The 13,549-nt window shown below is 59.2% G+C and carries 15 protein-coding genes; 6 read left to right on the top strand and 9 right to left on the bottom strand.

All coding sequences use genetic code 11. From position 1 onward, the window contains the following. Positions 1-401 precede the first annotated feature (401 nt). Positions 402-695 (top strand): hypothetical protein, encoded by a 294-nt coding sequence (locus IVB45_RS08185; protein ID WP_247357115.1) that lies wholly within the window; start codon positions 402-404, stop codon positions 693-695. Positions 696-736: 41 nt separating this feature from the next. Here the strand turns inward: IVB45_RS08185 and IVB45_RS08180 are convergent, their stop codons facing one another. Continuing rightward, positions 737-2,167 carry an undecaprenyl-phosphate glucose phosphotransferase gene (locus IVB45_RS08180; protein ID WP_247357116.1) on the bottom strand — a complete coding sequence of 477 codons (1,431 nt, stop codon included), beginning with the start codon at positions 2,165-2,167 and terminating at the stop codon, positions 737-739. Positions 2,168-2,761: 594 nt separating this feature from the next. Between IVB45_RS08180 and IVB45_RS08175 the strand changes: the two genes are divergently transcribed. Continuing rightward, the gene (locus IVB45_RS08175; RefSeq protein ID WP_247357259.1) at positions 2,762-3,499 is read left to right on the top strand and encodes a metallophosphoesterase family protein; all 738 of its coding nucleotides are present in this window, start codon (positions 2,762-2,764) and stop codon (positions 3,497-3,499) included. Between the two features lie 85 nt (positions 3,500-3,584). Here IVB45_RS08175 and IVB45_RS08170 read toward each other — a convergent pair whose 3' ends face one another. Further along, complete coding sequence (locus IVB45_RS08170) at positions 3,585-3,848, bottom strand: hypothetical protein (protein WP_247282708.1); 264 nt, start codon at positions 3,846-3,848, stop codon at positions 3,585-3,587. 184 nt (positions 3,849-4,032) lie between these two features. Here IVB45_RS08170 and IVB45_RS08165 point away from each other — a divergent pair, with 184 nt between their 5' ends. Then, positions 4,033-4,206 carry a hypothetical protein gene (locus tag IVB45_RS08165; RefSeq protein WP_247357117.1) on the top strand — a complete coding sequence of 58 codons (174 nt, stop codon included), beginning with the start codon at positions 4,033-4,035 and terminating at the stop codon, positions 4,204-4,206. Between the two features lie 202 nt (positions 4,207-4,408). Beyond that, complete coding sequence (locus IVB45_RS08160; protein WP_247282706.1) at positions 4,409-4,675, top strand: hypothetical protein; 267 nt, start codon at positions 4,409-4,411, stop codon at positions 4,673-4,675. A gap of 672 nt (positions 4,676-5,347) precedes the next feature. On the opposite strand, the gene IVB45_RS08155 is transcribed toward IVB45_RS08160, so the two are convergent. From IVB45_RS08155 to IVB45_RS08125, 7 genes are all read right to left on the bottom strand, one after another. After that, on the bottom strand, positions 5,348-5,563 hold the full coding sequence (locus IVB45_RS08155) for a hypothetical protein (protein WP_247357118.1): 216 nt from the start codon (positions 5,561-5,563) through the stop codon (positions 5,348-5,350). Between the two features lie 352 nt (positions 5,564-5,915). Next, positions 5,916-6,332 (bottom strand): DUF5681 domain-containing protein, encoded by a 417-nt coding sequence (locus IVB45_RS08150; protein ID WP_247357119.1) that lies wholly within the window; start codon positions 6,330-6,332, stop codon positions 5,916-5,918. A gap of 326 nt (positions 6,333-6,658) precedes the next feature. Beyond that, positions 6,659-8,149 (bottom strand): hypothetical protein, encoded by a 1,491-nt coding sequence (locus tag IVB45_RS08145; RefSeq protein WP_247357120.1) that lies wholly within the window; start codon positions 8,147-8,149, stop codon positions 6,659-6,661. A 155-nt stretch (positions 8,150-8,304) separates the two neighbouring features. After that, positions 8,305-9,615 (bottom strand): DNA methyltransferase, encoded by a 1,311-nt coding sequence (locus IVB45_RS08140; RefSeq protein WP_247357121.1) that lies wholly within the window; start codon positions 9,613-9,615, stop codon positions 8,305-8,307. A gap of 104 nt (positions 9,616-9,719) precedes the next feature. Beyond that, positions 9,720-10,208 (bottom strand): hypothetical protein, encoded by a 489-nt coding sequence (locus IVB45_RS08135; protein WP_247357122.1) that lies wholly within the window; start codon positions 10,206-10,208, stop codon positions 9,720-9,722. 61 nt (positions 10,209-10,269) lie between these two features. After that, positions 10,270-10,884, bottom strand: a complete 615-nt coding sequence (locus IVB45_RS08130) for a hypothetical protein (protein ID WP_247357123.1) — start codon at positions 10,882-10,884, stop codon at positions 10,270-10,272. 431 nt (positions 10,885-11,315) lie between these two features. Continuing rightward, positions 11,316-11,831, bottom strand: a complete 516-nt coding sequence (locus IVB45_RS08125) for a hypothetical protein (RefSeq protein WP_247282700.1) — start codon at positions 11,829-11,831, stop codon at positions 11,316-11,318. A gap of 179 nt (positions 11,832-12,010) precedes the next feature. Between IVB45_RS08125 and IVB45_RS08120 the strand changes: the two genes are divergently transcribed. After that, positions 12,011-12,298, top strand: coding sequence for a helix-turn-helix transcriptional regulator (locus IVB45_RS08120; RefSeq protein ID WP_247282731.1), 288 nt, complete (start codon positions 12,011-12,013; stop codon positions 12,296-12,298). Between the two features lie 166 nt (positions 12,299-12,464). Next, positions 12,465-13,538 (top strand): helix-turn-helix transcriptional regulator, encoded by a 1,074-nt coding sequence (locus tag IVB45_RS08115; protein WP_247357124.1) that lies wholly within the window; start codon positions 12,465-12,467, stop codon positions 13,536-13,538. Positions 13,539-13,549: the final 11 nt, after the last annotated feature.

Genomic DNA, 13,549 nt, shown 5'->3' with positions numbered 1-13,549 from the left:
CAGGAACGGACGGAAGTGGCCGTCCGAAATTCGCAGCCGTGGCGGGACGCCCGGCGTGGCGAAGATGCGTCAGCGGGCTCTATTGAGTTCCGGGATCACGAAGACGTCGGAACCAACCCGCCAAGTGACATTATCGTCGGCTCCGATACGCGTCCCATCTCCGTATTCATCCGGAATCCACAAATGGCGGTCTCTGCCATAGCCCAAGGCATGGATTGACGACGGCGATCCGGACGAAAGATAGTAGATAGTGAGGTGTTGCCTGCACAAACTTGCCCCCGGCACGAAGGGCTATTGATCGTGACCGCAGCCTGGACTGCCGAATTCTTGAGCACCTTTCCTTCCGAGGTTCGGAAGGCTAAACTGCGCTCATACTCTTTGTACTTTTTCGGCAGGTTCGGATGGTAATTGCTCTTATTGTCTTGAGCATCTGGGTGTTGCTCAATATTCTTTTCGTGTTGATCGTGGTTCCCCCGCGTAAAGCCCGCCGGGAATCCCGGCCGATGGCGACCACTCTCGCGCCTGCCCCGCTCGATCCGAATCGCCGGGAGCTCGAGCATGACGAGCCTTTTTCGCTGCGCCACGTCGTCGTCTCAGTCGCCATGGGAGCGTTCTTCGTCCTTGTCCCGCCAATGCTTGCGCTGCGGGACGCCGTCCTTCGCCTCTTCAAGAAGACCCCCGGCAACGGAAGCTAACGGCTCATAGGTGCCGCTGGTCCCCCCCTAGGCGGGTCCTACTAATAGGCCTCCTGGAACAGCACCGTCGAGGCCGTACGCGCCATGATCTTCAGATCCAGCCAGATACTCCAATTGCTGACGTACCAGACGTCATATTCCACCCTTTTTTCCATCAGGTCGATGGTCGGGGTTTCCCCCCGGAAGCCGTTGACCTGAGCCCAGCCTGTCAGGCCCGGTTTCATGTGGTGGCGGTAGACGTATTTGCTGATGAGCTCGTCGTAATAATTGTCATGGGCCAGCGCATGCGGGCGCGGCCCGACCAGGGACATGTCGCCGCGCAAGACATTCCAAAGCTGCGGCAACTCGTCGATGCTTGTCATGCGAAGGAAACGCCCGATCTTGGTGACCCGAGCATCCCGCTTGGTGGCCTGGGTAATCGTCTGCCCGTCCTCGCAGACCGTCATGGTCCGAAATTTCCATATCTCGAACGGCTTGCCGTTGAACCCTCTACGCGACTGGCGGAAGATGGCAGCTCCCGGCGATCCGACCTTGATCAGAACGGCGACAGTCAGCAACAGCGGTGCAAGTATGACGAGCGCCAACAGGGCTACTCCCACATCTAGACAGCGCTTTTGGAGACGCTCGAAAACGCTGAGCGGCGGCCGCTGAATCTCGACCGCCACGGTCCCACTGACCGGCAGGAATGGGCGCGACACGAGGTCGGCGATTGAATCGTCCGGCAGAAGGCGTACCGGTTGGGGCACCGCGCGCAGGAAGGGCCCGATCTTTCGAAGCATCGGCAATTCGTTCCAATCGATCGCTAGAAGATATTCGTCGACGTCCGCCTGGCGAGACTGCCGAATGACATCGCGAATCTGCCGCTCCCAATGGCCATCGCCGCTGTCGATCCCAAGCACGAAATGACGCATGACGTCGAAACCGTTCCTGCGCAAATCCTTGAAGCGGCTTGAGGTGAAATCGAGCGGCTTCAGGCTCAACAGGATCACCTTGCGATCGACCAGCCGGCTTCTGGCATAGTTTGTCGCGAGTACGAACTGCCAGACAAAGCGCAGGCTGATCAATCCGGCGCCGCCGATTGCAGCAAAAATGATCACCGTGCCGCGAGACAGATTGTCCGTCGATTTCAGCAAAAAGGCCGCGACAGCGAGGATCGTCAGCGACGCCAACCAGATGAAGACGGCCTTGCGCAGCTGCCAGACCAGATTCAGCAAGCGGTGCGTGGCGTAGACATCCTGGGAATATGCGACTGCGACGAACACAACGCCGACAATCAATCCAGCCCCCATCGATGCGCCGTCGCCAATGGAGGCAAGCGCGACATTGTAGAGCGCCGCCCCTGCAGCGTAACTGAGCAGGATGAGCAGCAGATCAGCAGCGATTATGACGATCTGAAAAGGCCGCTGAAGAGCCGTGCCGCGCGCCGACGACAGTGCACCAGCGCTTTCAGAACCATAAGTTGCAACAGCCATTCGAACCTCTGCTATCGAGAATGCTTGACGCTGATCCGTGATGCTGAAGATCCGTCACTTCCCCGAACGCAAACTGTGAAGTGAACACAGCGATATTGTGGCGCTGCACGCGAAACTTTTGCGATGCATGAATGCATCGCGTTTTGTTGAGATGTCATCGCGCGCGGAAGATTTGCGTCACAGTGCTGACACACGATCGAAACTCGCTGCCCTATTTTGAATCAAGTTCCACTTCGAATTCGGTCGGGCGCTTGCATGAAGCGCTAGCAGCTCATCTTTGATGCGCCTGTTGCCCGCATTGAGTCACTCCGCAAGCGATATGATTCGATTACTAGAAATTCGAGGAAGTGCGATCTAAAGCTGTATCCCCCCAAACGTCTTCAGCGAGGCATGCATCATCCCGCTGCCGGTCGCGATGCACCCCAGGGCGGGATTGCCTGATTTGCTCAGCGCGCGCTGACAAGCTAAGCAAGCGAATATCCTCCTTTCTTTCGGCGCAATCGGGCCGTCTGAGAGGCGGCTCCCTTCAATAGGGGTCCGGCCGTGGACTGACTTGGCGAAATGATCCCCACCACCTCACCGAGTGTGCGCGCCATGACATCTCTTGCCCGGTCACACCCGCCAATTCACAGGCCGCAACTGCCCGACGGCGTTCGCATTTACGCGATCTCGGATATTCATGGCTGCTCGCATTTGCTGCAGCCCATGCTGCGGGTCATCGACGCCGACTTGGCCCACAGTCGGCCACGCTATGCGATCGAGGTGTTCATGGGCGATTACGTCGATCGCGGACCGGACACGCGCGCCACCCTTGACCTCCTGGTTGAACGAAGCCGGCGGGGAAACTCGATTTTTCTCAAGGGAAACCACGAGGCATTTCTGGTGAGGGTTTTCGAAGACCCATCGTTGTTTGAAGATTGGATTCGCATCGGAGGCGCCCAGACGCTCATGTCCTATGGACTCGCGCCGCCAGACCTGAAGCGCGACGACCCGGCGTCGATCATGCGCGACTTGATCCGCGCAATGCCGGGGGAGCATCTGGAGTTCCTGGACGAACTACGCCTTAGTTTTACCTGTGGAGACTTCTTCTTTGTCCACGCCGGCGTTCGCCCGGGTGTCCCCTTGGCCGAGCAAAGCGAAAGCGACCTGCTTTGGATTCGCGAAGAATTCCTTCGGAGCGAGGAGCAGTTCAGCAAATATATCGTTCATGGTCACACGCCGGTGCGCACCGCCGAAATCCTGGCAAACCGGGTCAACATCGATACGGGCGCCTACGCGACGGGCAATCTGACTCTCATGAGCATACAAGGCAGCCGGATGCTCGCGGTATGACCAGCCCGGGATGACTGCCGTTCCGTCGGGGAGATTGTTCCTGAAGCGAACGGATGGCCTCGCAGTCACGGGCTAACGGCGTCACCTAGTTGAGCACGAGGGGCACTTCCCGTCCTGCTCGCGTGTCGGCCATCCAGTTGCGCCAGGCCCGCTCATGCTTGGCGTATAGCTCCAGCCATCGTTGTCCCGGCTTGCTCTGATCGAGGCGAAGGCCAGGGCCGAGTGGCGCGTCGGGCTTGTCCAACGTCTCGAACTCGATGGTTTCCGCAATCGTCAAACCGAAAAGCACACGCTGTCCTGTACCGTCCACGATGTAGCGTCGCGGTGCGTCCCTCATCGGCTGGGTCATGTCCTGTGTCGCCTATGGTCGTGAGAACCGAGGTGTCGCCCGCACCCTGGATGAGGCCTAAAAGGCACGTCGGGTGTGTCCGAATGCCGAACTGGGAGTCGATCGGGCCGTTCTGCGCGGCGTATCGGAGGGCTCGTTCGTCGTCGAGCGTTGCGGGCGCAAGGTCCGCAGCGCATAGCCCAACATGACGCCGGCGCAGAAGATCAAGGCGAAGACAAAAGCAGAAGCCATAGGAATCGTCCTGAAGAGTGCGGTGCTCATCAAGAGTGAGCAGTGTGTCCACATGATGATTCCCGATGACTCTCCTGGCGCCAAAAGATTGTTCAGGCCTGATCATGTCGTGAGCAGCAGCATCTGAGTTGTCGGCTCATCGGTAGCGCTGTCTTCACCAGCCCCAACGACAGGTGTCACCCTCAAGTCTGCTCTGCCCGAACCTTCCGGCTGGATTCGCGCACCTGAAAAGCTGGATTTCGCAGCCGTTCTATGGAACGATGCGCTTGCAACCTTTCACAGGCCGTCGCATTTTCTATTTCTCGCCCATTTCGAGAGGGATTGATCCAATGAACTTCCGCACCCTTGCTCCATCCATTGCTCTTTCTGTTCTTGGCCTTGCTTTGATAACGACCACAGCTTCAGCCGCGGAGCTTGCGCTGGCTCCTGCGCATCATCGGTCGGCCTACGTCCGAACCGGCTACGTGTTTTGGGATGATGTTTACCCGCCTGCGATCTATGGCCCCAACCTTCGCTCTGTCGAGGAAGTCGCGGCGCTCAAGGCGGAGGCGCGGCCTGTGTCGCAACGCTGGTGGGGGTATTGGTACGCTCGGTGAACGCAAAGCGTTTAGCGACCAGCCGTGTCAACCATGAATCGCCGCAACACCGGGCAGCCGGTGGCGGCGATTTTGTTTGAGCATGCCTGGCCCATCCAATCATGATCACCGCACGGGCGGCAGCATGAGGCTCAAAACAGCGGCGGCAAGTCTATGTTTTTTCGCGGGATACTGGCTGCAAGCGCATGCTGCGACCGCGGGTGAATGTGCCTTGCGGCCCGAACGCTTTGTACTGCTTTCCGACACCGTATATTGGGTTATTTCAATCCCAGCCGGGACGGAATGCCTGCAAGGCCTGCGCGGCAGAACTCAGCTTTTGGACGAAGTTAAACTGGCAGAGGCGCCCAGTGCCGGTAGCGTGACGATCGCCGGCCCGTCATTTCGCCACCAAGCCCCCTCACGTCCAGGAACTGACCGGTTCCGAATTGCCGTGTCGGGCGAAAACCGCAGGCAGCGCGGATCCTCGGTCATCGCTGTGGAAGTGACCGTCAGATAGGCCGTGCCGACTGGCGAGGAAGCGGAGCCAGAGCCCGCTGCCCCGGGCGGCTCGATAGAGAAATTGAGGCAGCTCAGCTCAGCCCGTGCCGCGTAAACTCAGTTCCGTCACGGAAGGCTCCTTACGGAAGGCTGCCGATTGCCGGCAAAGCCTGCGAGTTCCCGTCGAGAACGCTGCTACTTCGCCTGGGCGCCCCGGTCCCAAGGCCGCTTGCCATCCGCGCCCCGGTCCCACGGGCGCGCGGTTGGGGCGTCCTTCTCCTGCGTGGCGGCCTGCGCACGGTCGGCCTGAACACGTTCGCGATCGGTCAATGGGGCCTTCGCAGCTGGCGGTTCGGGCTGCGCCAATGCCGGCGTCGTGATGAGCAGCATCGCCAAAATGATTTTTTTCATCCCCGGCTTTAACACACCGGCCGCAGGCTGTCCGATCTATTCGGAGCGCTCCAAACGGGGCGGGATGAATCTCCCTGCTGTCGCCTGCAAAAAATCGCGCTCGATCGCCACCGTGGCGGCTGGCGAGAAAAGCTAGCGATTAACAAGGACTTGCGCGGCGCAATGGGCTTGCGAAGGAATGGCCGAACAGGCCCGAAACAGGCAGCTAACAGGTACTTAACAGGTGCCAAACATGCTCGGATCTGTCGCGGACCAGTCGCGTCCCGACGGGCCTGTGCATGGCCAGCAGCAAGACAAAAAAAGGGAGCGCGAGAAGCGCTCCCAATTTGCGAGTGTGAAACGTCGAGTTTGTTTAAAGCAAGTAGTCCGGATCGATCTTCATGCGCAACAGCGTCAAGACCCGCTTATACTCATCCGTGACGTCCTCGGGAAACATGCGGATGCGGTCTTCGCCCTCGAAGATGAGTTCGAGACTCTTAAGCTGCGCCCGGACATGCTCCAGCGTGTAGCGCTCGCGCCTCTTGTTGTATTCGCAGATGGCCCGCATGTCGCCTGACACCGCCTTGATGACCAACTGCTTGTCAATGGCATGGTGTGCAGGGATCATCTTACGCTCATTGCCTTCGATGATCGGCACCAGCATTTCCGTCGCATCAAAGAAATCGCGCCGCATCTGACCATCCGAGATGGGATGCGACCGCTTCCGTGGACGGCCCTTCGGATTGCCAGTCGTGCCCTTGTCGAACTGTCCCTTGCTGTTGCGAGGCATGTTGTACTCCTTGAACAATGGATTCAGGGAGGACCCACAAAAGAGAAATGGCGTGGCCCTCCGGGTGACCAAATCCCTGCACGCAGGAATTCGGACCCATCAGGCGTCACGCCATCATTTACGCACTACATGCCGGGTTTGTGCATCACGCAAAGCCCATTGGGCTCAACCGCAGCTCTCGTGCGAGGCAATTACTTGTACCAAAATCTGCGATCTCAATCAAGTAAACAGGGCAGTTAGGCGCTTCATTAGCGCTGTGCAGTGACTGCGCGACCTTGGCCTCAGCGGGCCTCAAAGAGCAGCGATGCTGCACCGAACTTTTCTCGTCATCGAACCCAGGTGGCTCCTTGGGGAGGCCTGTCCTCCATGGCCACGATCCCGTGGGCGGACGCGCTAAATCGCCGAACGATGTTGCGAAATTCCTCCGGCAGGTACTCATACTTCGCGTCACGCGCAAATACAGTGACGGTGCCAGCATCGAGCAACGCTGCACGAACAGATCCATCGTGAATGGAAATCCAGACGGTTGCTTCTTTCACACCGCCTTGATGCTCGGCATCGCCCGTCAAGACGAGGTCTGCGCCAATGAGCCCAATAGGGCTCATGCCCGACATGTAGGCCCGGAGCTTCTTCACTTGTTCCTCGCCAGCAAGCTCTTTTAGCGCGCGCTTGACCTCGGCATCGTCCAGAACAGCATCATAAGTGTAGGTGCCAGCAAACGAGCTTAAGCGGCCAAGCTTGCCATTCTTCCAGTCGACAAATGGGCCATCTCGATCACTTGGCCGAGCTGATGGCGCCCCGCTCATGGCGAGATCAGCCCGCGTGTTCGTCACAGAGGCAGCTTCAGCGCGGCTCACGGCTGGGGAGGCCATCTCATTCTCAAATCCTCCGTTCAAAAGGGGATCAAAGTTGAACTCGAGCCTGGCATGCTTCGAGTCTGTAGAGGCTGAGGATACGCGGCAGGAGGACTTGTCCCGACGAGGAGCGGCGCCTTCCAAAATTAGAACGCCATTCTGTCGCTTACCCGTGACCGGGTAACCAGCCCCTTCGCAATTTGCCTTGAAGACGTAGGCGGTTCCGCTTAGCGCTCCACCGATCTCCTGCCCCGAAAAGAGAACAGTGTTCGGCTGTATTGGAAGGCCCCTTCGGGGCTCCTTATAGCGGATCTCAATAAGCCCGCGCTCGGATCGGGTCAGCTCCACAATCGAGCCGTTATGGTCTAGCAGCTCGGAGGAAGCGAAGTGGCCATCCAGTCTGCCGACGTTGCTTCCATTGTCGTCGGCCGCCAACGAAGGCTTGTCGATACCACATCGGAATAACGGACCCCGATCATCCGCCAGCTTGCGAGCCTTGTTAAGGGCACTCACTTCCAACGCACCGAACGTTGCAATGGCGCAACTACCCCGATCTGTGACTTTCACGACCAAATATTCGAGGTGGCCAGAGTTATTGGCGCCCTCCCCGGCTGCCCGCCATCGCGCGACGATGGCCGCGAACGGGATACCGTTTGACATCCTCCATTCAGCTCGCACGCCGATGGCGTCGATCGTTGTCCCGCTCCAGGAGGAATCGGTGGTCAGCTCTTTTTCCTGATTGGTCCGCCCGAACCCTATGCCGCTCTCGCCCTCACCTCCCGAATAGACAAGTGAGAAGCCCGCAGGTCCCGGGCACCGCCATCCCACGGCCTCCGATTGCGCAGGCAAGTTTTTGCAAGTTTCGCCTTTCGCCGGCATCAAAACGGATTCGGCGGCGATTGAAGGAGCCAAAGACAAGATAAGCAGGCCCGCGGTCGAGGCGGTAAGGCTGAGAAGACGCATGCAATGTCCCACGAGGCAGACCGAGCGTCGCCCCGGTCAGGAATTCGATGTCCTGCGTACACATTAGTGACGCGCATTGAACGCAGCGTTTGCCTGCCGCAGAAAATGCCTCGCACCCGTGGGAGGTTCTTTTAACCAAGCGCTGGGGACGAGCGCTACTGCAGAGGGTCGGCACGACGCTGCTCGACCTCCGTAAAGCTCTCCCCCGTCAATGCCATGGTCGCCGGCTGGCCCGTATAGGCCTGCCAGCGGCGGATGGCGACATCGACATAGAGCGGATCGAGCTCGATCGCGCGGGCCCGCCGCCGGCACTTCTGTGCCGCCATGATCGTGGTGCCGGACCCACAAAACGGGTCGAGCACGATGTCGCCGCGGCGCGAGCAATCCTTGATGGCATCGATCACGAGTGCGGTGGGCTTGACAGTCGGGTGCATCTCGAGCTCGGCGTCTCTGCCCGACCGAAAGCTGTTCGCGCCGGCGTAGTCCCATACATTGGTGCGATAGCGGCCGTGCTTGCCGAGCTCGATCGTATTCAAATGCGCCGCCTGGCCCACCTTGTAGACGAACACCAGCTCGTGCTTGGAACGGTAGAATGACCCCATGCCGCCATTGCTCTTATTCCAGACGCAAACATTCTTCAGCTCGGAATAGACCCCTCCGGCCGCCTTCAACACCTCGCCCAAATGACGCCAATCCATGCAGATGAAATGGATCGCGCCGTCCAGGCTCACCTGCGCCATATTGCCGAACACCATGGCCAGGAACCCGGCAAACTCGGCTGAGCTCATCTCGCCTGAGGCCATCTTGAATTCGCGATGCTTCACCGCCCCAAGCCCGCTGACATGACCATCGATCCGCACATTGTAGGGGGGATCGGTGAAGACCAAACGGGCCTGGTCGCCGTCCATCAGATCGGCAAACGAAGCCGCATCGCATGCATCGCCGCACAGCAGACGATGCTCTCCGAGAGTCCAGAGATCTCCGATCCGCGACACCGCATCTGACCGGACCGGTGAAACCAGATCACTGCGATCCGGCTTCTCGCGCATCGCTTCGCCATCGACCAAGAGATCAATCTCGGCAGTCTCGAAGCCGGTCACTTCCAGATCGAAATTGACCTCGGCGCCCGTCAGCTCGCGCCAGAGCACGCGCAGCTGGTCCGTATCCCAATCCGAGTTCAGCGCAACCTTGTTGTCGGCGAGCGAGAACGCGGTCTTCTGCGCGGGTGTCAAATGGCCGACCCGCAGCACCGGCACCCGCTCCAATCCCGCAAGGCGGGCGCCCTCGATCCGGCCATGGCCGACCAGGATCACCCCCTCCTCATCGGCCACAACGATGCTGTTGAACCCGAACTCGCGAATCGAGGCGGCGATCTGGTGCAGCTGCTTGCGCGAATGCCGCCTGGCATTCGCCGGGTTCGGCTTCAGCTCGGCAATGCCTAGGTGCTCGACGCGGAAATCACTCATGGGACCTCTCCTGGGGGACAGGCCTTATGTATACTCAATCTACCGCATACTTCAACAATACTTTGCGAATAGCCGCGTCCAACGCCCGCGGTGGTTAATCCACGTCACCCCTTGATGATGATCTCGATATCTTCGGGCCGCACCCCAAACGTCGCCGCCAAAGCTTTTTTGGCATCGGCAATGGTCAAACCACCGGCCTTGCCCGGTCCCACGGATGAAGAGTCGGGGATCGGTTGAAACTTGAGCCGCCGCTGCTCGATCCCGAGCTCCTTCAGACTGGCATAGGCAACCGGGTTGCGCAGCTCCTTGCGCCAGACATCCGCAACGGCAATCTCGGCGAACTCCGAGATTCCAATTCGGAAGCGTGCCTGTCCCCTCGCATTCGCGCTCTCGTCAAGTGGCGTCAGCGATGAAAGACGTCCCACCAGAAACGCTGTTCGCGACGCTATGCCTTCGGCCTTGTTGTTCCAATCCTGCCGTCGGCAGCAAACCAGATAGGTGCATCGCTCGACGCTTTTCGGACTGAGCACCCAACCGCGGGAGCCCGCCTGGTCCAGGATATTCTGCCCCGTCTCGGAGGTGAAGACGACCACGGCGGCATCATTGGATTTGGTCATGCTCAATCTGCTTTGGTCTCAATTGTATGCTCGACCTTCACTTTAATGCACTCCGATGCGCGACCAGCAATTCATTCCCAGCCTGCTGCAGCAGCCGGCTTGGCGCAAACGCCCCATAGGCATTGCGCTCGTTACGCGCGCCGTGGACCATCAGCAAGAGCTTGTCGGCCAGCTCCACATGATCGCGCAATCCGGAGGATCGACAAAGCCCAACCACCCGGCGCCGCTCGGCCTGCCAGTACTCTTCGATCTCGCGGAGCTGGGGGTTCTTGCGATGCTCGTACAATTCCGCTGCCGTGCGCGCGAGCAGCGTCTGCGGCTGCATCGGACGACCCGCACTCTCTTGCTCGGTCGCAAGCCATTCCCGCAGTTGCGCCTCCGGATCGCCTGGATGGTCCTCCGTTATCACCTCCCAAACCGTCTCCGACTCCGCAATCAAGGACTTGATAAAATAGCTGATCAGCGCCTCGCCATGGCCGAAATATTTGACCAACGTCTCCATATTCGAATGCGCCTCGTGGGCGATCAAGCCGTTCGCGACCCTGATTCCGAGAAGACGAAACATCTTCTGGGCGGCCTCGATCAAGCGCTCCTTGGCGGGTTTGTCGAAGCCGAAACTGGCCGGCTGTTCCGTTTCGGGAAGCTTGCGCATCGAATTGGCTCCTCCAACCATGTATCAGTCAATTATAGCACAACTCATGCCAATCTTACTCGGCGAGCCGCCGGCGCCGAAGAGCCGCCGCGCACTGTGCCGTCCGGCACGCGCACCAACCCGCCATCAGAGCCAGCTGAGTTCCGCGTAGAACAATGTTTCTGCTGATATTTTTGACCAACGGCGGCGACGCGGAAACCCGCGCAAGGCACGATTTATGGGATTCTGGCCCTGTCCGGGTGCGGCTTGGACCAAATCTCCTACACGGCCTTCCCTGAGCCTTGGCGAGGCTATCGACTTTTTTTCGTCTCCGCGCGCCTCCCGCCGATTAGGCCGCCACCGCCCTGAACCCCCGATTGAGGCGACCGGTCGAGAGAACGATCGCCGATAGCCGATCATGCAAGCTGCCGCTTCCTAGCCCCGGTCGTCTTTCATCCGAACAACCTGGCGAGCAAATCATCTGCGCTATCGATGCGCTCAAAGCAGGCCTTGCCGAGGTCGCGATGCATGGGTCGTTCGAGCTTCTGTCCGGTGCTGTCACCGCGCGAATGCCGGCTGACCTTCGAGCCCAAATCCGGCAACCTTTCTCCCGGCCGGCCCCCGAACCAGAAGTACCGCTCCAGCGTCAATGTCTGCTGGTTGACCTCAAGCCAAATCACGCAGCCGCTGGGCTTTTCGAGCAGCCGGGTGCTGACGGTCACGTGCCGGACCGCGGAGCCCGAAAAGGTCGACTTCAACTGGATATGCCGAAGGATCCCGTTGGCTTCCAATACGATGTCGTAGCCGCCCCGATCGACCTCGCTCTTGAGCACCTCGATGTCGTGGTGGCCCTGCTGCCAGCGCGCGGCCATGAGCTCTCCGAGAAGCAGATGAAATAGCGCCTGCTCGCGAATGCTCGAGGCGCGGGAGTGAGACGTAAGCGGATCCTGATGTAGTTCGGCCAGCACTGTGAAACTCCTTGATTTGGGATGCCCCGCCGCCATTGCGCTCCGCTCACCGCATAAGTCCAGCGCAACCGCGCGCCCTGCCCGCCAGCTTCGCACAGCAGAGTTAATGCTATCCTGTTTTGGGATAATCCCGATCTAGGATCAGATTGATCGCCGCCGAATCGCAAGCGCCGGCGGCCATGGAAAAATCCCTCAAATCCGCCGAATATGCCCGTCTCATCGCCCTTCTTGTCGCAACGCGACATAAGGCCGGGATCCGTCAGCACGCCCTCGCCAAGAAGCTACGCAAGCCGCAATCCTTCGTGGCCAAATACGAGGGCGGCGAACGTCGGTTGGATGTCGTTGAGTTCATTGCCATTGCGGAGGCGCTTGGGGCCGATCCACGGAAGCTGCTTCGGCGGTTTATGATGGAGAAGGCCAAATCATCTTCAAAGGCGATCTTGGCAGCCTCTCGGGCTCGCCAATAATTGAGTGAGCCAACAGCGATGACTGGCGTTCAGCTTGACGGAGGCTCCTAAGGGGAACCGGTGTTGGGAGCACGGCAGGGGCTGGTTGAGCTGATTTACTTGGCCTCAAGTAGTATTGCGACGCGCTCCCTTCTTTTGTAGAGCGCGGAAAGGCTGGGTATTACAAATGCATTTTGACCGTTTGGTCGATGAGATTTACGAAGCCGCTATAGTCCCCGAGCGGTGGAAGATTGTACTTGATAGATTGGCAGGTTTAGCTGACGCTGAAGGTGCACTATTATTTGCTGCGGCCCCCGGGCTGGCTCGATGGCTGTCAACAGACAGTATTCGCTCCCGAGTAGAAGCTTGGATTGATAGTCCCTTCTACCTGAAAAATCCTCGAGGCGAGCGGTTGGTCCCGATCAAAGAACCGCGCTTCCTTACCGACCTTGATGCATTCACTATCGAGGAGCTAGAGCAAGAACCCTATTACACTGATTTTCTGCGGCCCCGTGGTTTAGGCTGGTGCATCGGCACCTCGATATACTCCCCGGCGGGTGATATCCTTGTTGTTTCGATCGAAAAGGCTCATGAAAAAGGGCCCGTACCTCGGGAGGTCGCCGAACAGCTCGATCGTCTTCGACCCCATATCGCTCGCGCCGCCTTGCTGTCGGGCCGCGTTGGCCTCGAGCGAGCACGAGCAACAGTTGAAAGTCTGAAAATGATTGGCTTGGCAGCAGCTGTGCTCGGCCATGGTGGCAAGGTGCTGGCGGCCAACGAAGCTCTGCTTGCTTATGAGCCCGATCTTCGGATTGGTGCTGGCTCCCAACTCGAATTTGCGAACTCAGCCGTTCATGCTCTTTTTGCCACCGCGTCGGAAGGAAGATCCGCCTCTACTCATGGGGCGTCTATTCCGGTTCGGAGGCCGCGCACGCGCGAGGCCTTTGTGGTCCATGTCCTGCCGATGCGCGGATCGGGACGTGATGTCTTTTCGGGCGCCGAATTCCTGCTTTACGTGACACCAGTCATTCAGCAACCGGGCCCGCCCCCGGAAATCCTTCAGGCGTTGTTCGACCTCTCGCCTGCCGAAGCCCGCGTTGCCGCGATGATTGCCAGGGGCAGCTCGGTAGAGGCAACGGCGCAAGCGCTATTAGTCAAGCCAAATACGATTCGCATGCAGCTCAAGGCAATCTTTGCAAAGACCGGAACGAGCCGCCAGGCCGAGCTTGTGAGCTTGCTGCACTTGGCACCTTCCAGGTAGCTGCGGCTCTC

The sequence above is a fragment of the Bradyrhizobium sp. 4 genome, from assembly GCF_023100905.1.
Taxonomy (GTDB): Bacteria; Pseudomonadota; Alphaproteobacteria; order Rhizobiales; family Xanthobacteraceae; genus Bradyrhizobium.
This window is presented reverse-complemented; position numbering and strand designations above follow the sequence as displayed.

Bases quoted from the DNA above. Each gene is read 5' to 3' on its own strand.
- IVB45_RS08165 (WP_247357117.1), top strand. From the start codon at position 4,033: ATGACGCCGGCGCAGAAGATCAAGGCGAAGACAAAAGCAGAAGCCATA.
- IVB45_RS08160 (WP_247282706.1), top strand. From the start codon at position 4,409: ATGAACTTCCGCACCCTTGCTCCATCCATTGCTCTTTCTGTTCTTGGC.
- IVB45_RS08120 (WP_247282731.1), top strand. From the start codon at position 12,011: ATGGAAAAATCCCTCAAATCCGCCGAATATGCCCGTCTCATCGCCCTT.
- IVB45_RS08145 (WP_247357120.1), bottom strand. From the start codon at position 8,149: ATGCGTCTTCTCAGCCTTACCGCCTCGACCGCGGGCCTGCTTATCTTG.
- IVB45_RS08185 (WP_247357115.1), top strand. From the start codon at position 402: ATGGTAATTGCTCTTATTGTCTTGAGCATCTGGGTGTTGCTCAATATT.
- IVB45_RS08115 (WP_247357124.1), top strand. From the start codon at position 12,465: ATGCATTTTGACCGTTTGGTCGATGAGATTTACGAAGCCGCTATAGTC.
- IVB45_RS08180 (WP_247357116.1), bottom strand. From the start codon at position 2,167: ATGGCTGTTGCAACTTATGGTTCTGAAAGCGCTGGTGCACTGTCGTCG.
- IVB45_RS08170 (WP_247282708.1), bottom strand. From the start codon at position 3,848: ATGACCCAGCCGATGAGGGACGCACCGCGACGCTACATCGTGGACGGT.
- IVB45_RS08175 (WP_247357259.1), top strand. From the start codon at position 2,762: ATGACATCTCTTGCCCGGTCACACCCGCCAATTCACAGGCCGCAACTG.
- IVB45_RS08140 (WP_247357121.1), bottom strand. From the start codon at position 9,615: ATGAGTGATTTCCGCGTCGAGCACCTAGGCATTGCCGAGCTGAAGCCG.
- IVB45_RS08155 (WP_247357118.1), bottom strand. From the start codon at position 5,563: ATGAAAAAAATCATTTTGGCGATGCTGCTCATCACGACGCCGGCATTG.
- IVB45_RS08130 (WP_247357123.1), bottom strand. From the start codon at position 10,884: ATGCGCAAGCTTCCCGAAACGGAACAGCCGGCCAGTTTCGGCTTCGAC.
- IVB45_RS08150 (WP_247357119.1), bottom strand. From the start codon at position 6,332: ATGCCTCGCAACAGCAAGGGACAGTTCGACAAGGGCACGACTGGCAAT.